The following is a 22,515-nucleotide window of genomic DNA, read 5'->3' as shown; positions in this document are numbered from 1 at the left end:
TTCCATGCGAGTAGAACGTCCTGAACTTCTTGCCGCCGTAGTAGCCATCCTACTGGGGATTCTATCCTCATTGGGATATTGGCTCGGTTCGCTCTTGCTCAGCTTGCCCGTGAGTTACGGCATGATGCTCGGCATGTTTATCGGCGTTACCAGCGTGTGCTTCCTCGCCGTTCGATTCGTGATTCTTCAATTCATCTATGCCAAGGTGAAGTTGATTTACAAGAACATCCACGAATTAAAGCTAGGCTCTGACGAAGAAGAGGATTTAATCGCCCAATCATCCGACCTAAAAACAGTGGAGCGCGAAGTGAGTGAATGGGCGGAAGAGCGATTCACAGAAATTCGAGAATTGAAGGAACGCGAATCATTCCGAAGAGAATTCATCGGAAACGTATCACATGAGTTGAAAACGCCCATCTTCAATATTCAAGGGTATATTCTAACTCTGTTGGACGGCGCAATCGACGATCCAAAAATCAACATGAAATACCTGAACCGCGCCAACAAGAGCGTTGAAAGAATGATCAATCTTGTTCAAGATATGGACGTCTTGAATAAGTTGGAATCAGGTGTGATGGATGTCCGCAAGCAGTCGTTCGACATTCTTAAAGTATGTAAGGAAGTATTCGAAATGGTGGAAGAAAAAGCCGCTGAGAAGAATATCAAACTGAAATACAAGAAGGAATACGACAAGCCCATCAAAGTGGAAGGCGACCCAAATCGCATTGAGCAAGTACTCTCTAACTTGGTGATGAATGCGGTGAAATACAGCAAGACCAATGGCTACGTTGAGATTGGCATTTTTGATATGGCCGACAAATACCTCATCGAAGTGTCTGACGACGGACTGGGTATTCCCGAAAATGATGTACCACGAATCTTTGAGCGTTTTTACCGTGTGGACAAGAGCCGTTCAAGAGACATCGCGGGTTCTGGACTCGGTCTTGCCATTGTAAAGCACATCATCGACGCACACAAGCAAACCATTAATGTTCGCAGTACTGAAGGCGTTGGATCAACTTTCTCCTTTACCCTGAAAAAGGCGAAATAAATCTGTGGGCAGGGATGCTATCGCTTCCTTATCCTCGGTTTGAATCGACATCACTTCGTTCAACATTGTCTGGTAATCCACCACGCCTTGCTCCCCTACTCTCCAATTGTTCCTCGTTGAATGCACGGCTAAGTACTCTTGCTCCAATTGACCTGGCGTAGGCACCAAAAGAGCCTTCTTATTCAATGCCAGTAAATCCATAAGAGACGAATACCCCGATCTACACACAACGACTTCCGCATTGGCGTACAATTGAGATAGACCTTCTCGATCTAGATAGTTTATCACGCCTTCCTCTTGCAAATGCTCCTCGGGCTTTCCTCGAACAATGACCCCTCCTTCCGGCAATTGCACACGCACTTCTAACAGCTCTTTCTCCCATTCCGATCGCAGGGGCTCTGGCCCGCTAAGCACCGCCGCCCACGGGATTCTTTCAGTGGGCTCCACTTTGTCCAGTCTCGAAAGTGGGCCAATGTAACGTACCTTCATCCGCTTGGAAATCGGCTTGCTCAAAGCTCCAGACAAAACTCTATCTTTCAAATCAGGCACCCACACCTCATCGAATTTTCGGTACATCATTCGATGTCCATGGGTGAGTATAGAGCTCAACCACCTTGCTCGAATTCGCAACTGATGCGTCATGTAAACGGAGGGCACTTTAACCAACAATCCCGAGGGTCTATTGTCTGATATCACCCCGTCATATTGATAGCGCAAATGCAATTCTCGAATGGTTCGAACATCTCTAAAATGCATTCGCATCACACGGGGAATCGACAAAATCAAGCTAGGAAGATTTCTAAATCCAGATCGATACCGAATCTTGTAATCGGAAAGAACATGGAAGATCTGCTTTGGAAAACTCTGCATGAGAACGGCCAATGCATCGCCATCAGATGCAATGTGAACTTCGGCTCCACGAGCCAAAGCCTCACGTATCAGCACCTCTGTACGCGTAGCATGCCCGAGCCCCCAGTTGAGGACAACGAATAAGATTTTCTTTCGTTTTAAACTTTGAGCTTGCTCTGGCACGCGTTTTGGATTCCAGTTAGAGAACACAAATATCACGAACATGAAACAATTAAGCGTCATAGCCGTCCTCCTCGCATCACATTGTGTGGCGTATTCTTTCCAAGCGAGTCAAATGGCGGCCAAGAGAACCGACTTCAAACCCGTATCTAACGCCGACTTACCGTTCAAAGCTGGCGAGAAACTTCAATACAATATTCAATACGGTTTTGTAAAAGCTGGGGAAGCAGAACTCCAAGTAAAAAGCATCACCGAAAGAAACAAGAAGCCTGTGTTTCACATGGTAGGAACCGGCAGAACCACAGGGATGACCGATTGGTTTTTCCATACCGAAGATCGTTATGAGACCTATATGGACACTTCCGAGTTGCACCCACTTGAGTTTATTCGAGATGTAGACGAGGGCGGTTACACCATCAATCGACACATCTACTTCAACCAGGATGATCTCACTGCAACCGACACGTATAAGCGAGACACCGTGTTTCAATTGGATCAACAAATGCAAGATATCTTCTCTGCGTTTTACTACGCGAGAAGCATGGATGTTAAAGGAATTGCCATAGGTGATGAAATTCACATCCCTGTATTCCTAGATCACGAAACCTTTCCTTTCATCTTGCGATATGGCGGAGTGGAACGCGTTGAGCTAGATGACTTCTCCGTAAACTGTATGAAATTCACTCCCGTGGTTCAAGAAGGTAGAGTGTTTAAGGAAGAAGAGTCCATGACGATTTGGGTGAGCAACGACAAAAACCGTATTCCCATCAAACTGAAATCAGAGCTAGCTGTGGGTAGCATTACGGTTGAGCTAACCAAGTACGCCAACCTAGCACACCCGATGAGAATTTACAGATAAGTCCTGTTCAAAACCTATGTTAACGCCCTTCTATCCACGTGGTAGAAGGGCGTAAAAGTTCGTACATTCGCCGAAATCACTTGTACAGAACTATGGAATTCAGCGCAGATCTGAAGGATCGTATCGAAAAACTTTCTGAGAAGTATCAAGCTTCTGGTCAGGAGCTCATCGCCTTTTTGGACGGTCTACTATACGCCGATTATATCACGTATTGGGATTACATTCACCTCGATACGTTATTGAGCTTGCAAACTCCTCGCACGCCCATTCCTGACGAGGAAATCTTCATCATGTATCATCAAATCACTGAGCTTTACTTCAAGCTGAGTTTGCATGAATTGAAGCAAGTAAAGGGAAATGATAACCCTACCGTGGAATTCTTGACGGAGAAGGTTCGCCGCATCAACCGTTACTTTGAAGTGCTCACGCACAGTTTTAATGTAATGGTTGAAGGAATGGACCGAGCGCAATTCCTCAAGTTCCGAATGGCATTGATTCCAGCAAGTGGTTTCCAAAGCGTTCAATACCGCATGATTGAGATTGCGAGTACTGATTTTATCCGCTTGGTAAAATCTGGCAAACGCGAAAAATACAACGCCGACTCTTCCACAGAAGAGATGTACAAAGACATCTACTGGCAAGACGGTGCTACTATTGCTGAGAGCGGAGAAAAAACGCTTACACTTCGTCAATTTGAAGAGAAATACAGCGATGAACTCATTCGAATGGGTAGACGTTGGAAAGGTCAAACGCTTTGGCAACGCTACCTCTCCCTAAGTGAAGAAGATCGCCAAAATGAGACCCTTCTTAAAGAGTTGAAGCAGTTGGACGTGAACGTGAACATCAACTGGCCCTTGGAGCACTACCGCTCTGCCGTTCGTTACCTCGCCAAACAAGACGGCGATGTAAGAGCTACAGGTGGAACCAACTGGCAGAAATACCTCCCTCCACGTTTCCAAAAGCGAATTTTTTATCCAGAAATCTGGACCGATCACGAAAAAGAAGAATGGGGTCGCGGTTGGGTAAACGACGTCCTAAACGACTTGAAGGCGAAGTAATTCATGAAGTGGAAAAAGAAGACCATTCGATTTGCCATCCTTGCAGGTCTGGTAACGATTACGGCCATTGTTATTAGTATTCAACTGGTACCTGAGCGCGTGGAGGTGGAAGAAAACCTCAACGAGCTTGCAGTTACTGAGCCGATAGAGACTCCAACGCTTTACGGCATTGATATGACCGGCCTCACGGTGGAGAAGAATACGATTAAATCAGGCGAGACCTTTGGATTAATCCTCGATCGCTATGGCATCCCTAGCTTGGCAGTCCACAAAATCGTAACCGCTTCTGATTCCGTATTCGACGTTCGTCGATTCCAAGTGGATAAATCGTACGCAGTCCTTCGCCGTAACGACTCTGCTGCTACTGCGGAATACTTCATCTATGAAAAATCGCTCACGGATTACGTTGTATTCCACCTTCAAGACTCTATCTGGGCCAAAGCTGGAGTGCGTGAGGTTACGGTAAAGCGACGTGAAGTAGCTGGTGTTATTGAAGGAAGTTTATACGTATCGCTTCAAGAACAAGATGTGAGTCCTGTACTCGCAGTCCGACTTTCTGAGATTTACGCTTGGACCATCGACTTCTTTCGCATTCAAGCAGGGGATACCTACCGTGTTATTTTCGAAGAAGAGTACATCGACGACTCCATCTTTGTAGGCACAGGCAAAATCATCGCGGCGAACTTGAATCACATGGGAGACGATGAATACGCTTTTGGCTTTTTAGATTCTACCTATGGCACCTATGAGTATTACGATGAAACGGGCGAGAGTTTGAGAAAAGCATTCTTGCGAGCTCCGCTTCAATTCGGCCGTATATCATCCAGATACACCCAACGACGTTTCCATCCCGTTCAAAAGCGTTGGAAGGCTCACTTGGGCACCGATTACGCCGCACCTACCGGAACGCCTATTCTCGCCACTGCAGACGGAAGAGTTATTCGAAGAGCTTATACTAGTGCGAATGGAAACTACGTGAAGATTGAACACAATTCCGTTTATACTACCCAGTATTTGCACATGAGCCGATTTGCTAAAGGGGTAAATGTTGGCGACAGAGTTCGTCAGGGAGATGTCATTGGATATGTTGGATCTACGGGATTGGCAACTGGCCCCCATGTATGTTACCGCTTTTGGAAGAACGGGCAGCAAGTAGATCCACTGAGAGAGAAACTTCCGGATGCAGAACCTATTGCCGAGTCCATCCGACCACATTTCATGGCCATCATGGAACCTTTGAAAGAAGAACTCGACGCATTGACCATACTCAAAACTAGAAACAGAGAGGTCGCATCGCGATAACTTCAGACGATTTCAGTTCAAATCGACACCAAATAAAAAGGGCCACCTCAATGAGATGGCCCTTTTCTATTCTAGGGATGTGATCTTACATCATGCCAGGCATACCACCACCCATAGCTCCGGCAGCGCCGTCGTTATCGCTAGGGATTTCTGTGATTGCTGCTTCGGTAGTCAATACGAGACCCGCAACAGAAGCTGCGTTTTCCAAAGCTACACGTGTAACCTTAGTTGGATCGATGATACCTGCTTCATACATGTTGCAGTAAACATCATTCTTCGCGTTGAAACCGAAGTCGCCCTCGCCTTCTTTCACTTTCGCTACTACAACGCTACCTTCCATACCGGCATTTGCCACAATCTGGCGAAGTGGTTCTTCAACTGCGCGATAAATGATAGCTATACCTGTAGTTTGATCGTCGTTGTCGCCTTTCAAATTCTCTAGGGCTCCACTCACGCGAACCAATGCTACACCACCACCAGGCACAATACCTTCTTCGATAGCAGCACGAGTTGCAGCAAGTGCATCGTCAACGCGATCTTTCTTCTCTTTCATCTCTACCTCTGAAGCTGCACCTACATAAAGAACAGCAACACCACCAGCGAGTTTAGCAAGACGCTCTTGCAACTTCTCACGGTCGTAATCTGAAGTAGTATCTTCAATTTGAACCTTGATTTGATTCACGCGAGCAGTGATATCCGACTTATTACCTGCACCGTTTACAATCACAGTGTTGTCTTTGTCGATATCCACTTTCTCAGCCGTACCCAACATGTCCAGTGTTGCGTTCTCCAATGAGAATCCACGCTCTTCTGAAATCACGGTACCACCGGTTAGGATAGCGATATCTTCCAACATCGCTTTACGGCGATCGCCAAAGCCTGGAGCTTTAACAGCAGCCACCTTCAAACCACCACGTAGTTTGTTCACTACTAGAGCGGCCAAGGCTTCGCCTTCCACGTCTTCAGCAATAATCACCAAACCGCGACCGCTTTGTGCAGCGGGTTCGAGAATTGGAAGCAACTCCTTCATCGTGCTGATCTTCTTGTCGTAGATCAAGATGTGTGGGTTCTCCATTTCGGTGTGCATCTTATCGGTGTCCGTTACGAAGTACGGCGACAAATACCCACGGTCGAATTGCATACCTTCTACTACGTCAACGTACGTATCGGTACCCTTTGCTTCTTCAACAGTGATTACACCTTCTTTCTTCACTTTAGCCATCGCTTCAGCAATCAACTTACCGATAGCAGGGTCGTTGTTTGCAGAAATGGTTGCTACTTGCTCAATCTTCTCGTTGTTGTCACCAACTTCTTGGCTCAACTTTCTCAATTCAGCAATAACAGTTTCAACCGCTTTGTCGATACCGCGCTTAAGGTCCATTGGGTTGGCACCTGCAGCCACGTTTTTAGCACCGTGGTTGATGATGGCTTGAGCGAGTACCGTAGCAGTAGTTGTACCGTCACCTGCAAGGTCTGCAGTTTTAGACGCTACTTCTTTTACCATCTGAGCACCTAAGTTCTCAAGCTTGTCTTCTAATTCAATTTCCTTAGCCACACTCACCCCGTCTTTTGTTACGGTTGGAGCGCCAAATGATTTTTCGATAACCACGTTACGACCTTTTGGTCCGAGGGTTACTTTAACAGCATTGGCCAATGCGTCTACACCACGACGAATTCCGTCGCGAGCAGTTACATCAAAGTCGATGTTCTTTGCCATTTTCCTTGATTATTGGAATTTAACTTTCAATGATTAATGAGGGGGTGAATTAGATAATCGCTAGGATATCTGACTCACGCATGATGAGGTAATCTGCACCTTCGTACTTGAACTCCGTACCAGAGTACTTGCCGTACAATACACGATCACCCGCCTTTACTGTAGGCTTACCATCTTCAGCGTCTTCGCTTACTGCGCGAACTACACCTTGTTGTGGTTTTTCTTTTGCGGTGTCCGGGATAATGATTCCCGAAGCTGTTTTTGTTTCAGCTTCTGCAGGTTCTACAACTACTCTGTTCTTTGTTCCTGCAATGGGGCGGATGCCAAAGTCTGCCATGTTGGAATCGATTTTATTTGGGTTAGACCTCTTTTGTTTTACTGCTCGCAATAAGTCACAAAATATGCCAAGCCCATTACCGTGCTGCAATTGTCAGTCTAGGCATAAAAAAAATGCCACCCTGTGTCAGGATGGCATTTTTTAAGTGACAGTACTCTGTCAAATGAGTTTATTCACCTTCAGGCATTTCAAGGTCTTGCTGAACTGGACTAGCTGAAGGAACGCCTTGAGTAGCTCCGTCGTACGTCCCTGCATCCATTTCCATTTCAGACTGGGCTGGGATGTTTGATTGAGTTTCAGATGATGTACCTGCACCTGTAATATTGGTAGACAAAACGAGTACCAACAACGCAGTTGCCAATCCCCAAGTTGCTTTGTCCAAGAACTCGTTGGTCTTTTGAACGCCACCCAACATGTTGGCTGAACCTCCAAAAGAAGCGCCCAATCCGCCGCCTTTTGGCTTCTGGATCAAAATGATGCCAATCAAAAGAAGGCATACGAGGATGATGAGGATAGTTACTAACAGTGTCATATTTAAAGTCTTAGATCTTGTCTTGTTGTGTCACGACTTCTTAATCTGCCTTCGCAGCTCGGAAATCTGGTTTGCAAAGAAACTACTTTTCTCAGGATATTTCAAACGTAAAATTTCATAAGCACTCAGGGCTTTTTCCAATGCCCCTTGTTGCCTGTATACTTGAGCAAGTGTTTCTGTAATAAAATCGTCTCCTACTTCACTTCCCATGGCCGAAACATCAATGCGCGGTTTGGACACCGAGGTTGACTTAGAAGGGTGATCAACGTGCTTAACGGGCTTGATCTTGGGTTGTTCTTGAATAAACCTATCGATTAAATCCATCTTAAGCGCGCGTTCTTCCGCCTTATTTGAACGAGTTTCAGTGTGCTTTTCTTCCTGCTTCTGTTCAGTTGCAGGCTTCTTAGTTTCCACTTCTTCTTCTGGCAACATCACGAATTCATAAGCCGGTGCATCGGCTACGGTTTCGTCTTCATGTTGATTTTTCTGCTTGAGCCAAGAAACGAAGTCAAGCTCTACAGATGAGGACAGCAACTCTTCCATGGCATCTTCCTCTTGAGAATCTCCCGTCAAATCGTCTAAAACAATGGGACGTGCAAAGATTCTCTCTTCTGGCTCTGCCTGTACAGGTTCGCTTTCTTCTACTTCCTCTTTAGAAGAGACATCTACCAATGGAGGCAAAGCTCCCAAGGCACTCAAATCAAGGGGTGTCCCTGCTGAAACTTCTTCTTGAGGCTCTTCTACATCTTCAGATGATTTCTCCTCTTGCACGATCTCAGCAGCCGACTCTTCCGATTCTGGACGTTGGTCTGCTAGAGCAATGGTATCAGCAACCTCTGTTGGCTCGTCTTGAACGTCCTCTATTATTGGAGATTCAACAGCTTCTTCTACATCCTCGGTTTTTGCAACCGATTCTTCCGACTTCGGGTCCGTCTCATGTGGATGACCGTATTCCGATTGCAGTTTGCGACTCTTCTCAACGATGGCACGAACGCGTTCAGGAAGGTGACTCAAATCATCACCTAGAACAGTTGGCTTTGCATGGACGGCAGGTTTAGAAGCGGGTTGAACTGGCTTCGGCAAAGGAGCTTTCAGTTCTTTCTCCACGTTTGGCTGAACATCCACGGGAGGTTTTGAAACCGAGTTCTCATCTTGAGGTTTGCGTTCGGGCTGACTTACCGTTTGAGGTTCAGGCTTGGACGATGGCTTGTTAACTGCGGGCTTATGGATGGATTTCGCTGCCTCTGGAACCTCCAATGGAGATCGATCATCCTCTCCTTCTACCCATTCCATCAACACGCCACGATTCCCCGTGAGCATGGAAGTCTTCTTCAATTGAGCCGTTGCTAAATAGCTCTGCTGATTTTGAAGACCTTTTAAGTATAGCTGATGTAAAATAGCGGAATACGGGAAGTCCTTCAGTGCGTTTTCCAAAGCAAGGGTAGCCTGCGCATCAATAGATGCAGGATCTGCTAACCAAACTTGTAAATCTTCCCTTCTCACTTTTACCAGTTCACTAGTGCCCTGTTAAAAATATTCTCGGCAAGTTCTTGATTGATCTGCTCTACCAATGCGGCTTCAACCGAGCTGAAATCTTGATCAGCTGGGAAATCACGAAAGCGAGAGAACACCTGCTCGAAACTCTTATCAGGGTCGAGATTATTGGTAAATATAACGTTCACACTAATGGTAAGGCGGTTTTGCGACGTAGTTTCGGTTGTCGTTGCCGCTTTTGCACTAATCGAATAGCCAACGATAGATCCCTCAAAATGCAAATCTCCTCCCGATGAAATCATGGACAGAGAAGTCTGTTGAACGAAAATCTGACGTAGTTGCTCCGTGAAAGTCTGACTTAATTGTGGGTTTACGTATTCGGCGTAGTTGGGAAAAATAGCCACCGAAATGGTTTTGGCATTCCCAATATCTCCACCGGTAAAAGAATAACCTCCGGTACAGCCCGACAAAAACAGAAGTGGCGCAAAAACCAAAGTGTAGAGTAACTTTCGCATTACGTGAGGTTGTATTGTTTGATCTTGCGGTAAAGAGTTCTCTCGCTGATTCCAAGTTCCTCAGCGGCATCCTTTCTTCTACCTCTATTTCTTTCGAGCGCCTTTTTGATCAATTCCACCTCTTTATCTTGAAGGGAAAGGTTCTCGTCTTCTACCGTTTCTGTGTCCTCAAATTCCTGGCGAAGTATTTCGCTCGGTTTTTCAATCACTGGAACATAACTATCACCAAAATCTCGGAACGAGTCTTCGTTGTTGCCTCCGATAATCTCTCGAACCAATTGCGGATGGTCCGCTTGGACTGTTCCCAAATCGCCTTTTCGAATCAACTCAGAAACGAGTTGTTTCAAGTTGGTGATATCCTGACGCATATCAAACAAAACCTTGTACAGAATTTCGCGCTCGGAACTAAAATCACTACCCTTACCCGATGCACCAGAAGCATCTTCTAAGCGCATTGGCAAGCGAGAGGCCGTAATGTCTGGAATGTACTCTTTCAGCGTAGCTGCGTCCAATTCTCGATCGCCTTCTACTACAGAAATCTGTTCTACCAAATTTCTCAGCTGGCGAATATTACCCGGCCAGCGATACTCTTCTAGAACTTTCACCGCCTCTGGACTCAATCGAACCGTTGGCATGTGGTACTTATCTGAAAAATCCATCGCAAACTTGCGGAACAAGAGGTGAATATCCTCTGTGCGTTCTCGCAATGGCGGAAGGTGAATTTCAACCGTATTCAAACGGTAGTACAAATCCTCGCGAAACTTATTTCGCTGAATGGCTTCCATCATTGCCACGTTGGTTGCCCCAACCACACGAACATCCGTCTTTTGAATTTTTGATGAACCCACACGAATGAATTCACCTGTTTCCAAAACACGAAGAAGTCGAACTTGTGTAGGCAGCGGTAGCTCCCCTACTTCATCCAAAAAGATGGTACCTCCATCAGCTTCTTCAAAGTATCCCTTTCGCGATGACGTTGCACCGGTAAAGGAACCTTTCTCGTGACCAAACAATTCTGAATCGATCGTTCCCTCGGGAATTGCCCCACAGTTAACTGCGATGTAAGGCGCGTGCTTGCGGTGACTAAGGTGGTGGATGATCTTTGGTATCGATTCCTTACCCACACCGCTTTCTCCTGTAACCAACACTGAAATATCGGTGTTCGCTACTTGAATCGCCTTCACCACCGCTCTGTCCAAACCTGGTGAGCGACCAATCAATCCAAAGCGTTGCTTGACTTCTTGTACGTTCATCGTACGTCGTATTTCAACTCTAGAGGTTTCCCCGTATAAATGCGGGTCCCCGTGTTTATATTAATAACAAAGTCTCGCGTTGAACGGATCACGACATACTTGGCTGAAGGAAAGGCCTTCTTGAACTTCATTTCCGTGTACATACCTGTCCACATGGAAGTCCACAACAAGTTGTCGTTTTCGTTATAGATCAATACTTCAAAGGGAGTGACGAGATTATCGATGCACATTTCTTTACCGATGTGATAAACGCAAATCGATAACTCTCCAAACTTCTTTATCTGTTCAGACTGAACGACAAAAGACAGACTATCGTCGTGCCACGTTCCATCTTCAGATTGAACTTGACCAAAGGCCCCAAGCCCCAAAACGAGGGCCAACATCGTCAATATACTTCTCATCTACGAACGAGTTCAATCGCCTCACCAATCATGGTTGCTGAGGTGCATGAATTTACTTTAACTCTCACCAAATCTCCAGCGCGGTAATCTTCTTTTGGAAATACAACTACACTGTTCTGGTCATTTCTACCAAATAGGTCTTGGTCTGATTTCTTCGAAAACCCCTCCACCAAAACGACCTGTTCGGTTCCTACAAAACGCTCCATACGAGCCTGTCCATCGCGATTTTGTTGTTCGATGATTTCGCGAAGGCGACGTTTCTTCACCTCCAGTGGAACATCATCTTCCATCTTGCGCTCCGCATAAGTGTTTGGACGTTCGCTGTAGAAGAACATGTAACCAAAATCGAATTGAACTTCCTTCATCAAGCTCAACGTCTCTTGGTGATCTTCTTCCGTTTCGGTTGGGAAACCAGCGATGATATCGTGAGAAATCCCACAGTCAGGAATGATAGTGCGCACGCGACGAATCAAATCGAGATATTGCTCGCGTGTATGTCCGCGGTTCATCAATTCCAATACACGTGAACTTCCCGACTGGAAAGGCAAGTGAATGTAATTACAGATGTTGTCGTATTTCGCAATGGCGTGCAAAACGTCATCCGTCATATCTTGTGGATTACTGGTAGAGAATCGAATTCTCATTTCAGGAGCTGTTTCTGCCACCTTACCCAGTAAGTCGGCGAAAGAAACGGCCGTAGCCTTCGCCATGTCTGAAGCCTTGTCGAAATCCTTCTTCAAGCCTCCTCCATACCATAAATAGGAGTCCACATTTTGTCCGAGGAGTGTAATCTCTTTGTACCCTCTATCTCTAAGATCAATCACCTCTTCCAAAATAGTTTGAGGATCGCGACTGCGTTCTCTACCACGAGTAAAAGGAACCACACAGAAGGTACACATGTTATCACAACCTCTCATAATAGAGATGAAGGCCGTAATCCCATTTCCACCCAAGCGCACTGGCTCGATGTTGTCGTAGGTTTCTTCTTTAGAAAGAATCACGTTCACCGCTTTGCGACCTTCGTCCAACTCTTCCAAGAGGTTTGGTAAATCGCGGTAGGCATCTGGCCCAACAACAAGGTCTACCAACTTCTCTTCATCCAATAGTTTGCTTTTCACGCGCTCAGCCATACAGCCCAACACGCCAATGCGCATATCTGGACGTTCCTTCTTAATGGTATTGAAGTTCGCGAGGCGATTTCTCACCGTTTGCTCTGCTTTATCTCGAATGGAACACGTATTCAGCAAAACGAGGTCTGCTTCCTCCATATTCCCAGTCGTCTCATATCCTTGCTTATCTAAAATAGAAGCAACGATTTCAGAATCTGAAAAATTCATTTGGCAACCGTAGCTCTCAATGTAGAGTTTGCGCTTGCCGTTCGTTTGTCCCTCGATAATGAGTGCTTCGCCTTGGCGACCCTCATCCATGGTCTTTTCTTCGAGGTTGTTTTCTTGCATCATCGAATCACATTTTCATAGTGCTGTGCAAATGTAAGCAATATGCCCGCTCTATCTGTCAAAATGACAGCAACAGTTGATGAACGAAAGTGAAGTGGAAAACGTATAGAGTAGGTCAATTCTAAACCGAGGAGCATATAAATTGCCTCCAAAAAAAATTTGTCCTTTACTTTGTACGCGCAAGACAGTAACGGTCACCTTACCTAAACCAAGGAACGCATGTCCAAAAATCTCGTAATAGTTGAGTCACCTGCCAAGGCAAAGACCATTGAAAAAATCCTGGGAAAGGAATTTAAAGTGGAGTCGAGTTTTGGCCATATACGAGACCTCGTTTCGAAGGGAATGGGTGTTGAGATTGAAAATAACTTCAAGCCGATCTACGAAGTTTCCAAAGAGAAACGCGATGTAGTGAAGAAGTTAAAGAAAATGGCAAAGGAAGCAGAAACCGTATGGCTCGCTTCCGATGAAGACCGCGAAGGGGAAGCTATTGCATGGCACCTAGCGGAAGCTCTAGACCTCGACCCAAAAACCACCAATCGAATTGTATTCCACGAAATCACCAAGACAGCGATTGTACGTGCGGTAGAAAACCCTCGTAGAATTGACACCAACTTGGTCAACGCTCAACAAGCGCGTCGAATTCTTGATCGCTTGGTGGGGTTTGAACTATCTCCAGTCCTTTGGAAAAAGGTTCGCCGAGGCTTGAGTGCTGGTAGAGTTCAGAGTGTGAGTGTTCGTCTCATTGTAGAGCGCGAACGCGAAATCAGAAACTTTGAGACCAAGAACAGTTTCCGGGTAGTTGCTCAGATGAAGAACAACAACGGCGACATCTTCCAAGCGGAACTCAACCACCGTTTTGAAAAAGAGGAAGAAGCCATGGCTTTCCTCGAAACGTGCAAAACGGCGGACATGAGCATCGTCAATTTAGAGACGAAACCCGCCAAACGCACTCCCGCACCACCGTTCACTACATCTACCCTTCAACAAGAAGCGAGTAGAAAATTGAGTTTCTCTGTGAGTCAGACGATGTCGGTTGCCCAACGCTTGTACGAAAGTGGTATGATCACCTACATGCGAACCGACAGTGTGAACCTATCTCAAGATGCATTGAGCGCCGCGCAAGCTGAAATCTCTTCCTACTACGGAGAAGAATACAGCCACACGCGTCAATACAGCAATAAAAACAAAGGAGCTCAAGAAGCACACGAAGCCATCCGCCCAACCAGCATGGCCAATCACGCCGCCGGAGCCGATCGTCAACAAAAGAGATTGTACGATCTCATTTGGAAGAGAACCATCGCCTCACAAATGGCCGATGCCAAATTGGAACGAACCACCGCGCACATCGAAGTGAATGGAGCCGTTTACCAATTCGTTGCAAAGGGAGAGGTGATTCAATTTGACGGATTCCTTCGTGCCTATTTAGAAGGTACAGACGACGAAGAAGTTGAAGAAAAGAACATGCTCCCGCGTTTAACACTCAACGAGAAACTATCCGCAGAGAGCATCACAGCTACCGAAAGATTCACCAAGCACCCTCCTCGTTTTACAGAAGCGAGTTTGGTAAAGAAACTCGAAGAATTGGGGATTGGTCGTCCTTCTACCTACGCACCTACCATCTCTACCATTCAAAAGAGAGGGTATGTAGAAAAGTCGGACTTAGAAGGCGAGCTTCGCGATTATCAGCAACTCACTCTTGAGAATGGTACTATTGAAGTGGTGACTAACCAAGAGCGAACAGGTGCAGATAAGGGCAAGATGATTCCAACCGATATTGGCATGGTGGTGAACGACTTCCTTGTAGAGCACTTCGACTCTGTGATGGACTACCATTTTACGGCCAATGTTGAAAATGAATTTGACCGCATTGCAGAAGGCAATGAAGAATGGGTTGAAATGCTCAATCAATTCTATGGACAATTTCACGCCAAGATTGAAGATGCGGCGGGAGCCGAACGTGCAAGCGGAGAAAGATTGCTCGGGCAGCACCCTGACTCAGGCAAACCTATCTACGCCAAAGTAGGCCGTTATGGCCCCATGGTTCAAATGGGCGACGCCGACGATGAAGAGAAACCGCAGTTCGCCTCGATCCCAAAAGACATGCACATCGATTCTATCGAATTGAACGATGCCCTCGAGCTCTTTAAACTTCCTCGAGTAGTTGGTGAATACAAGGATAAGCCGATCAAAGCTGCCATTGGACGATTTGGCCCATACGTTCAGCACGAAAAGACGTATGCTTCACTCAAAGACGATCTCAATCCACTAACTGTTGATTTGGAAACGGCGATTCAGCTGATTGAAGAGAAGCGCGAACAACAGGCCAACCGAAACATCAAGGAGCTTGTAGACGGAGAGACCAAGATTGAAGTACTGAATGGACCTTATGGCCCGTACCTCAAGAGTGGCAAACGCAACTTCAGAATTCCGAAAGGCACTGATGCCGCAGCCATCACTTTAGAAGAAGCAAAAGAGATCATTGCAGCAGCGGGCGAAAAGAAACCAGCGAAGAAAAAAGCTCCTAAAAAGAAAAAATAGTCAGCTTCATGCTCAACGACATACTGTCTCCTATTCCCGATCACATCGTTCAATCCGCATCGGAACTTCATCCTGGAGCATTAGGAAAACGCCTTCACCTCCATTTGGAAGTTGAAGGCATTCCCGATTTGGAAAACATCCGAATTGCTCTGGTAGGCATTCAGGAAGACAGAGGCAGTAAATTCAATAGAGGCTCAGCAGAGGGCCCGGACGCCATTCGTCCCTACCTCTATCAACTCTTTTTTGGACATTGGGGCTTTGAGGCTGCCGACTTGGGAAACATTTACCGTGGAGAGACCTTAGAAGACAGTGTTGCTGCTGTTCGCATCGTTGTAGAAGAGCTAAGAAGATCCGACGTGATCCCTGTCCTTATTGGAGGTAGTCAAGATTTGACCTATGCCGCCTATCGCGCATACGACAAACTCGAGCAAACTGTAAACTTGGTGAGCATCGACAACCGGTTTGACCTTGGCCAGCATCAAGAAACCTTCAACTCCGGCAATTACTTGAGCCATATTGTACTCAACAAACCGTACAATTTATTCAACTACTCCAACCTGGGCTATCAGACCTATTTCATTCCACCGGAAGAAATAGACCTGATGGAACGCATGCACTTTGAGACCCATCGCATTGGCAAATTGCGTGCGGACATGAGCGAAGTAGAGCCGGTGGTTCGCGATGCGGATTTGGTATCCTTCGACATAGGCGCCATTCGTCAAGGGGACTCTCCTGCCTGTAATCACGTTTCACCCAACGGATTTTCTGGCGAAGAGGCCTGTATCATCTCTCGATATTCTGGCTTGAGCGATAAAGTTTCCTGTTTTGGAATCTTTGAATTCAATCCATCCCAAGACATTCATGGAATGAGTGCTCACTTAATGGCACAAATGATTTGGTATTTCATCGAAGGGGTTCAGCAAAGAAGAGGCGATTATCCATTTGCCAGTAAAAAAGAATACACCAAGTTCACGGTGTTAATTGATGAAGGGGATCTAGAGTTGATCTTCTATAAAAGCCCACTGAGTGAGCGTTGGTGGATTGAAGTCCCCATCCAACAAGCTCAACACATGCGTCATGCGCTAATTCCATGCAACGCCAAAGATTACGAATTGGCATTAGACGGTCATATTCCAGACCGTTGGTGGAAAGCGCAACAGAAAAGTGTGTAGCCTCACACCCCTCTCAAAACCACCTGAGAAGGCCTTCATTTTTTTGCTTGATGTGCGAAACAACGCACAACCTGTAAAAAAACTTCCGTCTAAATTGCAGGTGTGAAACTAGCGAAGAGAAATAATATTAATATCTTAGGCGGCTACAAGGCTGTACAAAGCTCAGAGCACGCTTATATGAAGAAACTTCTTACTCTATTGGTATTGGGGGCTGGACTCCCTGTTTTCGCACAGCAGGACATTCAGTTCACTCAGTATATGAACAACCGTTTGTACTACAATGCTGGTGTTGCCGGAAGCAGTGGTTCAATCTGTATCAATGGTACACACCGCACACAATGGGCAGGCTTCACAGGCGCCCCTGTCACTCAGAATTTGAATGCTGAAATTCCTATTCCACTATTGCACGGTGGAATTTCATTGGGCTTTACCAATGATGCAATTGGGGTTTATAACAATCAGATATTCTCAGTGGGTTACGCCTACCAAATGCCATTTGCAGAAGGGACTCTAGGTATTGGAGTTTCATTCGACTTCAACACAAGTCAAGTTGCAAATGGAGTTTGGATTACACCAGACAACAACCCCATTGATCCACAAATCGCAGCACGAGACGCTACGGGTTTTGCGGTAGACGGAACCTTTGGTCTTTACTACCAAGGCGGTCCACTATGGGCTGGGGTGAGCACAAGAAAATTGATTGGTGCACAAACCGATTACTCAAGCATGACGGGTGAAGTGACCCAATTCACCAACGCTCGTCACTACTTTGTAATGGGTGGTTATGACATCAATCTTCAAGGAACGAACATCGTATTGACACCTTCTACCATGATTAAGTTCGACGAGAAGGGTCTAAACCCACAGGCTGACATTAATGTGACAGCCATGTATAATAACCAGATCTGGGGTGGCGTTACATATCGTATACAAGATGCATTTGCTATTATGGCTGGCTATCGCATCTTGCCAAACCTACGAGTAGCCTACTCCTACGACTTGACTACCAGCGACCTTAACGTGTCCAGTTCAGGTAGTCACGAGATTACTGCTAGCTATTGCTTTAAAATTGAAATTCCTCCTCATCAACAAGAGCAGTCAGGAAACCATACTTTTTTGTAATATAGCAGGCTTCATTCGCAAGTAAAGTTTGACAAAGACAAGGAAACACCGTTTCGCTATGAATAAATTTGGATTATCGGTTATCTCTATTGCCTTATTAGCCTCGTGCTCCAGCTCGGACCACGGCGAATTGGTAGGGGTGCAAAATCGTCCGGAGTGGTTCCCCACGGAACCGTACGGGATGGTCTTCGTACCACAGGGATCCTTTAACATGGGGTTGTCCGATCCGGATGTGCCAGCTGCCTTTTCAGCTCCAACTAAGACGGTTTCAATCGCTGCGTTCTACATGGACCAGACTGAAATCACGAACAATGAGTATCGCCAGTTTGTGAACTGGGTACGCGACTCGATTGTACGCTTCCGTCTTGCTGAGGACATGATTGAAGGATACGAGTGGGTAGATGTCAATGAGAAAGAGGAACAAACGTTCTATGATGAATACGTTGCTATGGAGGCTCCGGATTCGCTACAACGTCACCTCAATTGGCAGACTTACCTCGAATGGGATACCGAGAGATACCCAAGTGTGGAATACACCGAAGTGATTGAGTCTATCTACCTTCCTTTCGAAGAACGTTTCTTCAATGGAAAGATGGTTGACGCTCGTCAGTTGAACTACGTGTACTTCTGGATTGACAAGTTAAAGGCTTCCAAGAAGGGGTACAACCGTGTTGAATTCGACTACAAAGACGAAGACGGTGATGGCGAATACTGGTCATACAACGACTATATCAAGGCGACTCAAGAAGAGTCAAACCGTTCATCTTTCTTCAACAAGGAAGTGATCAACATCTATCCAGATACCTTAGTATGGATTGCTGACTTCGCATATGGTTTCAACGAACCAATGCACGATAAGTACTTCTGGCACCCAGCATACGACGACTACCCTGTAGTTGGTGTTAGTTGGAAGCAAGCCAATGCTTTCTGTAACTGGAGATCGAAGTACCGTCGTGACTACTTGCGCGACAACCACATGATGCAAGAGCACGAGTTCCGTCTTCCAACGGAAGGCGAATGGGAGTACGCAGCACGTGGTGGTAGTGAATTGACTACATACCCTTGGGGTGGACCATACGCAACCAACAGTTCTGGTTGTTTCTTGGCGAACTTCAAGCCTTCTAGAGGTAACCTTACGGCAGATGGTGGTTTCTACCCTGTAAAGGCTACATCATACTCTCCTAATGGTTACAACTTGTTCTGTATGGGTGGTAACGTTGCGGAATGGACAAGCACGGCTTATGACGAAGCATCTTTCTATTACGTGAGCGACTTCAACCCTGACTATCAGTACAACGCACAAGACTATGAATCTGAGACCATGAAGCGTAAAGTGATCCGTGGTGGATCATGGAAGGATATCGCATTCTTCATGCAAAATGGTACTCGTACTTACGAATATCAGGATACTGCGAAAAGCTATGTTGGCTTCCGTACTATCCAAAACTTCTTGGGAAGAGATCCGGGTGATTTCTAATTCTCTTCTCAAGTCCCCTTTTGATTGCTAACCCTTAATTATCTGTTGGAAAAATGGCATTAATTGACGTAAACGGAAAGCGCTTCAAAAACTTTATGGCGAAGCTCTATGGTATCGGTGCAGCGGTTGTAATCCTCGGTGCATTGTTCAAGATCCTTCACCTTGAAGGTGCTGACTACATGCTTATCGTAGGTTTGACTACTGAGGCTGTGATCTTTATCTTCTCTGCTTTTGAGAAGCCGCACGAAGAGTATGACTGGGCATTGGTTTACCCAGAATTGGCTGGAATGGAAGATCCAGATGCTGAGATCCGCGGAGGCGGTCGTTCAAGTGCACCTGCATTGAGCCCATCTCAAGAACTTGATCGCATGTTGGAGGACGCCAAAATCGGTCCAGAATTGATTCAAAGCCTTGGTGACGGAATGCGTCGCTTGGGTGATACCGCAGCAAGCTTGAACACTGCTGTTGATGCTGCAGGAGCTACTGCAGAGTACAGCCAGCAACTTAGCGCTGCTAGCAAAAACATGGAGTCATTGAACGCACTTTACGCTGTTCAACTCGAGAACACATCTAGCCAAGTTGAAATGCAAAACAGCTTGATGGAGAAACTCGGTACTTCTGTAAATGATTCTGAAAAACTTGCCACTGAAGTTTCTACTTTGGTTCAGAACATCGGCAACTTGAATACCGTATACGGTAACATGTTGAGCGCTATGGGCGGAAACCGCAACTAAGCGAAAGATTACTGAATAACCTATAGAAGCTAAAAACAATGGCAGGAGGTAAATTATCACCACGTCAGAAAATGATCAACATGATGTATCTCGTGTTGACCGCTATGCTGGCGTTGAACGTGTCGAAAGACATCTTGAAAGCTCTTGAGAAGCTCGATCAAAACATGGCGATGAACGTAACCACTGTTGAAAGTGGTAACGCGAATCTTTACGATATGCTTGATCGAGCTGCTGCTGAAAAAGAGCGTGCTAAAGAACCAAACAGAAAGGCAAAGGAGCTCAAGCCAAAAGCTGAAGAACTCGTTTCTTTTATCGCTGACATCAAAGATCAGTTGATCGAAGAAACTGGTGGTACGGAAGATGGTCACATGAAAGGTTCTGATAACCGTGACGTTCCGACTCGCTTGCTTGTAACTCCAAAAAACCTTGGTGGTGGCGGTTTAGCAGCTGAACTCAAGAGCAAACTGGAAGATTACAAAGCTTGGTTGATTGAGAATGCAGGAGAAAATCAAGAAATGATTAACTCCATTAACTCTACTTTCGACCTTTCTAACCGCAAAGAAGATGGCGAGGACACTCCACGCTCATGGGAAGAAGCAACTTTTGCTGAGCTTCCATTAGCGGGTATTGTTCCATTCTTGACGGACATTCAAGCTTCAGTACGACGTGCCGAATCGAACATGTTGGAAGAGCTCGCTAAAGAGATTGACGCTGGTACAATTAAAGTTACAGGAGTTAAGGCTGTAGTGCAGGCGAAATCAACTTACGTTACAACAGGTAACCAGTACGAAGCTGAAGTTTTCTTGGCCGCTTTTGACGCAAATCAAGAGCCAATCTTCACACTAGATGGAGAAAATGTAGCCGCTGAAAATATTTCAGGTGGACAAGCACACATCACTATCCCAGCGAATAGTGTAGGTGAAAAGACTCACACAGGTATGATTAGTCTTCCTGGGTCTGACGCACCTCCAGTTCCATTTGAAATTGTTTACACCGTTGCTCCTTCTAGCGTAGTAGTTTCGCCAACAGCGATGAATGTTCTTTACCGTCAGGTAAGCAACCCAATCGCGGTATCGGTTCCTGGCGTTGAACCAGAGCGTCTTGTTGTTACAGGACCTGGAATTCGTCAGACTGGTAGTGGTACCTACGAGGCAGTAGTAACCAATGTATCTGGAACTGAAGCTACGATTACAGTAGGTGTAAAAGAAGATGACGGCACGACCCGCCCAGCTGGAACGCAGAAGTTCCGTATTAAAGGGCTTCCACCAGCACAGGCGATGATCTTTGGTCGTTCTACTTCAGGTCCGTACTCGGCGAACGCCATTGGCAACGCACCTATTGAAGCTAAGTATGTTGACTTTCCTTTTAACTTGAACTTGACCGTTCGTTCATTTGAACTTGTAGTTCCAGGTGAAGCACCGTTCCAAATTCAAGGTACGCAAATGACCTCTGCAGCCAAGTCTGCATTGAGTGCTGCTCGTCCAGGTTCTACCATCATTATCCGTAACGTGAAAGCGGTTATTTCGGGTTCAGGTGAACAAGTACGAAACATTGGTCAACTTTCGTTAGACCTTAACTAAGAAGTTTAAAAGCGACGATTATGAATCGATCTATTTTATCACATACATGGATTGCCGGACTTACCATCGCAGGTGGCTTGTTCTTCAGTTCGCAAGCTTGTGCACAAGTTTTGGAACCAGAGGATGACGGTATTGTCCCTCGCAAGGACTTGCATTTCATGAATACGGCTCCAATCCCTTATCCTTTCCTACGTCAGGATGATATCATGTGGTCTACACGCCACTGGGAACGAATCGATGTACGTGAAAAGATCAATCATCCGCTATACTACCCAGTACAGCCTCTTCCAGACCGTAAGAGTCTCTTCGATGTTCTCGTAGATGCCATTACTGTAGAAGGATCTATTCAGGAAGTGTTCCGCGATGACCGATTCACTCGTCCTTTGACAACTGAAGAAGTTACTCAACTCGTTGCTACCAACGATACCATTCGCGATCCAGATGATCCAAGCAAGATCCTCTTCATCGACGAACTGAAGATTAAAGCTCCAGATGTTGTTGCATGGGAGATTAAATCTGACTGGTATTTCGACAAGCAGCGCGGTGAAATGAAAAACCGCATTATCGGAATTTCTCCGGTAGTGAAAGATCTTCGTAACAAGTCTACGACTTACAACTTGTTCTGGATTTGGTTCCCAGATGCACGTCAAGCGATGGCTACGCATATTGCTTACAATCCGACAAACAATCAGCAGCGCCTCACTTTCGATCAAATCTTCCACAAGAGAATGTTTAGTTCTATCATCTACAAGGAAGACAATACATACGATCGTGAGATTGCCGATTACAAACGTAACACAGCAATGGACCAACTTCTAGAGTCACAACGCATTCACGAAAACCTTCGCGAATACGAACACGACTTGTGGGAATTCTAAAACGAAGTT

Annotated in this window: 20 protein-coding genes; 11 read left to right on the top strand and 9 right to left on the bottom strand. The window is 45.9% G+C overall.

Annotation, left to right across the window (positions count from 1 at the left end):
- The first annotated feature begins 4 nt into the window (after positions 1-4).
- The gene (locus F8C82_RS00290) at positions 5-1,051 is read left to right on the top strand and encodes a sensor histidine kinase (RefSeq protein ID WP_151691443.1); all 1,047 of its coding nucleotides are present in this window, start codon (positions 5-7) and stop codon (positions 1,049-1,051) included.
- On the opposite strand, the gene F8C82_RS00285 is transcribed toward F8C82_RS00290, so the two are convergent.
- Positions 1,016-2,125, bottom strand: a complete 1,110-nt coding sequence (locus tag F8C82_RS00285; protein ID WP_170266093.1) for a glycosyltransferase family protein — start codon at positions 2,123-2,125, stop codon at positions 1,016-1,018. The two genes, F8C82_RS00290 and F8C82_RS00285, sit on opposite strands and share 36 nt — an antisense overlap.
- Between F8C82_RS00285 and F8C82_RS00280 the strand changes: the two genes are divergently transcribed.
- The 3 genes from F8C82_RS00280 (at position 2,124) to F8C82_RS00270 (ending at position 5,299) form a co-directional block, all read left to right on the top strand.
- Entirely contained in the window at positions 2,124-2,939 is an 816-nt protein-coding gene (locus F8C82_RS00280; RefSeq protein WP_151691441.1) for a DUF3108 domain-containing protein, read from the top strand. The two genes, F8C82_RS00285 and F8C82_RS00280, sit on opposite strands and share 2 nt — an antisense overlap.
- A gap of 92 nt (positions 2,940-3,031) precedes the next feature.
- Positions 3,032-3,997 (top strand): tryptophan 2,3-dioxygenase family protein, encoded by a 966-nt coding sequence (locus tag F8C82_RS00275; protein WP_151691440.1) that lies wholly within the window; start codon positions 3,032-3,034, stop codon positions 3,995-3,997.
- Between the two features lie 3 nt (positions 3,998-4,000).
- Positions 4,001-5,299, top strand: coding sequence for a peptidoglycan DD-metalloendopeptidase family protein (locus F8C82_RS00270; RefSeq protein ID WP_151691439.1), 1,299 nt, complete (start codon positions 4,001-4,003; stop codon positions 5,297-5,299).
- A gap of 85 nt (positions 5,300-5,384) precedes the next feature.
- On the opposite strand, the gene groL is transcribed toward F8C82_RS00270, so the two are convergent.
- From groL to miaB, 8 genes are all read right to left on the bottom strand, one after another.
- Positions 5,385-7,016 carry a chaperonin GroEL gene (groL, locus tag F8C82_RS00265; RefSeq protein WP_151691438.1) on the bottom strand — a complete coding sequence of 544 codons (1,632 nt, stop codon included), beginning with the start codon at positions 7,014-7,016 and terminating at the stop codon, positions 5,385-5,387.
- 49 nt (positions 7,017-7,065) lie between these two features.
- A complete protein-coding gene (locus F8C82_RS00260; RefSeq protein WP_151691437.1) occupies positions 7,066-7,353 on the bottom strand; it encodes a co-chaperone GroES in 288 nt (95 codons plus the stop codon).
- A 169-nt stretch (positions 7,354-7,522) separates the two neighbouring features.
- Positions 7,523-7,885, bottom strand: coding sequence for a preprotein translocase subunit SecG (gene secG, locus F8C82_RS00255; protein WP_151691436.1), 363 nt, complete (start codon positions 7,883-7,885; stop codon positions 7,523-7,525).
- A 30-nt stretch (positions 7,886-7,915) separates the two neighbouring features.
- Entirely contained in the window at positions 7,916-9,388 is a 1,473-nt protein-coding gene (locus F8C82_RS00250; protein WP_151691435.1) for a hypothetical protein, read from the bottom strand.
- A gap of 2 nt (positions 9,389-9,390) precedes the next feature.
- Positions 9,391-9,894, bottom strand: coding sequence for an LptE family protein (locus tag F8C82_RS00245; protein ID WP_151691434.1), 504 nt, complete (start codon positions 9,892-9,894; stop codon positions 9,391-9,393).
- On the bottom strand, positions 9,894-11,147 hold the full coding sequence (locus F8C82_RS00240) for a sigma-54 interaction domain-containing protein (protein WP_151691433.1): 1,254 nt from the start codon (positions 11,145-11,147) through the stop codon (positions 9,894-9,896). The genes F8C82_RS00245 and F8C82_RS00240 overlap by 1 nt, the downstream gene beginning before the upstream one ends.
- Positions 11,144-11,548, bottom strand: a complete 405-nt coding sequence (locus tag F8C82_RS00235; protein ID WP_151691432.1) for a hypothetical protein — start codon at positions 11,546-11,548, stop codon at positions 11,144-11,146. Before F8C82_RS00235 ends, F8C82_RS00240 begins: the two co-directional genes overlap by 4 nt.
- Positions 11,545-13,008: a tRNA (N6-isopentenyl adenosine(37)-C2)-methylthiotransferase MiaB gene (gene miaB / locus F8C82_RS00230; RefSeq protein WP_151691431.1), complete on the bottom strand. Its 1,464-nt coding sequence runs from the start codon at positions 13,006-13,008 to the stop codon at positions 11,545-11,547. The genes F8C82_RS00235 and miaB overlap by 4 nt, the downstream gene beginning before the upstream one ends.
- Positions 13,009-13,224: 216 nt before the next feature.
- On the opposite strand from miaB, the gene topA reads away from it, so the two are divergent.
- From topA to porN, 7 genes are all read left to right on the top strand, one after another.
- Positions 13,225-15,543, top strand: a complete 2,319-nt coding sequence (gene topA, locus F8C82_RS00225; protein ID WP_151691430.1) for a type I DNA topoisomerase — start codon at positions 13,225-13,227, stop codon at positions 15,541-15,543.
- An 8-nt stretch (positions 15,544-15,551) separates the two neighbouring features.
- Positions 15,552-16,715 (top strand): formimidoylglutamase, encoded by a 1,164-nt coding sequence (locus F8C82_RS00220; protein ID WP_151691429.1) that lies wholly within the window; start codon positions 15,552-15,554, stop codon positions 16,713-16,715.
- 102 nt (positions 16,716-16,817) lie between these two features.
- Positions 16,818-17,837 (top strand): PorP/SprF family type IX secretion system membrane protein, encoded by a 1,020-nt coding sequence (locus F8C82_RS00215; protein ID WP_151691428.1) that lies wholly within the window; start codon positions 16,818-16,820, stop codon positions 17,835-17,837.
- A gap of 58 nt (positions 17,838-17,895) precedes the next feature.
- Positions 17,896-19,314 (top strand): T9SS ring complex lipoprotein PorK/GldK, encoded by a 1,419-nt coding sequence (gene porK, locus F8C82_RS00210; RefSeq protein WP_151691427.1) that lies wholly within the window; start codon positions 17,896-17,898, stop codon positions 19,312-19,314.
- A 53-nt stretch (positions 19,315-19,367) separates the two neighbouring features.
- Positions 19,368-20,048, top strand: a complete 681-nt coding sequence (gene porL / locus F8C82_RS00205) for a type IX secretion system motor protein PorL/GldL (protein WP_223279400.1) — start codon at positions 19,368-19,370, stop codon at positions 20,046-20,048.
- 38 nt (positions 20,049-20,086) lie between these two features.
- Positions 20,087-21,628, top strand: coding sequence for a type IX secretion system motor protein PorM/GldM (gene porM, locus F8C82_RS00200; RefSeq protein WP_151691426.1), 1,542 nt, complete (start codon positions 20,087-20,089; stop codon positions 21,626-21,628).
- A 20-nt stretch (positions 21,629-21,648) separates the two neighbouring features.
- The gene (gene porN / locus F8C82_RS00195) at positions 21,649-22,506 is read left to right on the top strand and encodes a type IX secretion system ring subunit PorN/GldN (RefSeq protein ID WP_151691425.1); all 858 of its coding nucleotides are present in this window, start codon (positions 21,649-21,651) and stop codon (positions 22,504-22,506) included.
- Positions 22,507-22,515 lie beyond the last annotated feature (9 nt).

Origin of the sequence: Phaeocystidibacter marisrubri, assembly GCF_008933165.1 — a bacterium.
Taxonomy (GTDB): Bacteria; Bacteroidota; Bacteroidia; order Flavobacteriales; family Schleiferiaceae; genus Phaeocystidibacter; species Phaeocystidibacter marisrubri.
The sequence above is the reverse complement of the archived record's forward strand: the minus strand, read 5'-3'. Positions and strand labels throughout refer to the sequence as shown.

What these genes read in the sequence shown, in the direction of transcription:
- F8C82_RS00290 (WP_151691443.1), top strand. Translation starts at nt 5, where the DNA reads ATGCGAGTAGAACGTCCTGAACTTCTTGCCGCCGTAGTAGCCATCCTA.
- F8C82_RS00280 (WP_151691441.1), top strand. Translation starts at nt 2,124, where the DNA reads ATGAAACAATTAAGCGTCATAGCCGTCCTCCTCGCATCACATTGTGTG.
- F8C82_RS00285 (WP_170266093.1), bottom strand. Translation starts at nt 2,125, where the DNA reads ATGTTCGTGATATTTGTGTTCTCTAACTGGAATCCAAAACGCGTGCCA.
- F8C82_RS00275 (WP_151691440.1), top strand. Translation starts at nt 3,032, where the DNA reads ATGGAATTCAGCGCAGATCTGAAGGATCGTATCGAAAAACTTTCTGAG.
- F8C82_RS00270 (WP_151691439.1), top strand. Translation starts at nt 4,001, where the DNA reads ATGAAGTGGAAAAAGAAGACCATTCGATTTGCCATCCTTGCAGGTCTG.
- groL (WP_151691438.1), bottom strand. Translation starts at nt 7,016, where the DNA reads ATGGCAAAGAACATCGACTTTGATGTAACTGCTCGCGACGGAATTCGT.
- F8C82_RS00260 (WP_151691437.1), bottom strand. Translation starts at nt 7,353, where the DNA reads ATGGCAGACTTTGGCATCCGCCCCATTGCAGGAACAAAGAACAGAGTA.
- secG (WP_151691436.1), bottom strand. Translation starts at nt 7,885, where the DNA reads ATGACACTGTTAGTAACTATCCTCATCATCCTCGTATGCCTTCTTTTG.
- F8C82_RS00245 (WP_151691434.1), bottom strand. Translation starts at nt 9,894, where the DNA reads ATGCGAAAGTTACTCTACACTTTGGTTTTTGCGCCACTTCTGTTTTTG.
- F8C82_RS00240 (WP_151691433.1), bottom strand. Translation starts at nt 11,147, where the DNA reads ATGAACGTACAAGAAGTCAAGCAACGCTTTGGATTGATTGGTCGCTCA.
- F8C82_RS00235 (WP_151691432.1), bottom strand. Translation starts at nt 11,548, where the DNA reads ATGAGAAGTATATTGACGATGTTGGCCCTCGTTTTGGGGCTTGGGGCC.
- miaB (WP_151691431.1), bottom strand. Translation starts at nt 13,008, where the DNA reads ATGATGCAAGAAAACAACCTCGAAGAAAAGACCATGGATGAGGGTCGC.
- topA (WP_151691430.1), top strand. Translation starts at nt 13,225, where the DNA reads ATGTCCAAAAATCTCGTAATAGTTGAGTCACCTGCCAAGGCAAAGACC.
- F8C82_RS00220 (WP_151691429.1), top strand. Translation starts at nt 15,552, where the DNA reads ATGCTCAACGACATACTGTCTCCTATTCCCGATCACATCGTTCAATCC.
- porK (WP_151691427.1), top strand. Translation starts at nt 17,896, where the DNA reads ATGAATAAATTTGGATTATCGGTTATCTCTATTGCCTTATTAGCCTCG.
- porL (WP_223279400.1), top strand. Translation starts at nt 19,368, where the DNA reads ATGGCATTAATTGACGTAAACGGAAAGCGCTTCAAAAACTTTATGGCG.
- porM (WP_151691426.1), top strand. Translation starts at nt 20,087, where the DNA reads ATGGCAGGAGGTAAATTATCACCACGTCAGAAAATGATCAACATGATG.
- porN (WP_151691425.1), top strand. Translation starts at nt 21,649, where the DNA reads ATGAATCGATCTATTTTATCACATACATGGATTGCCGGACTTACCATC.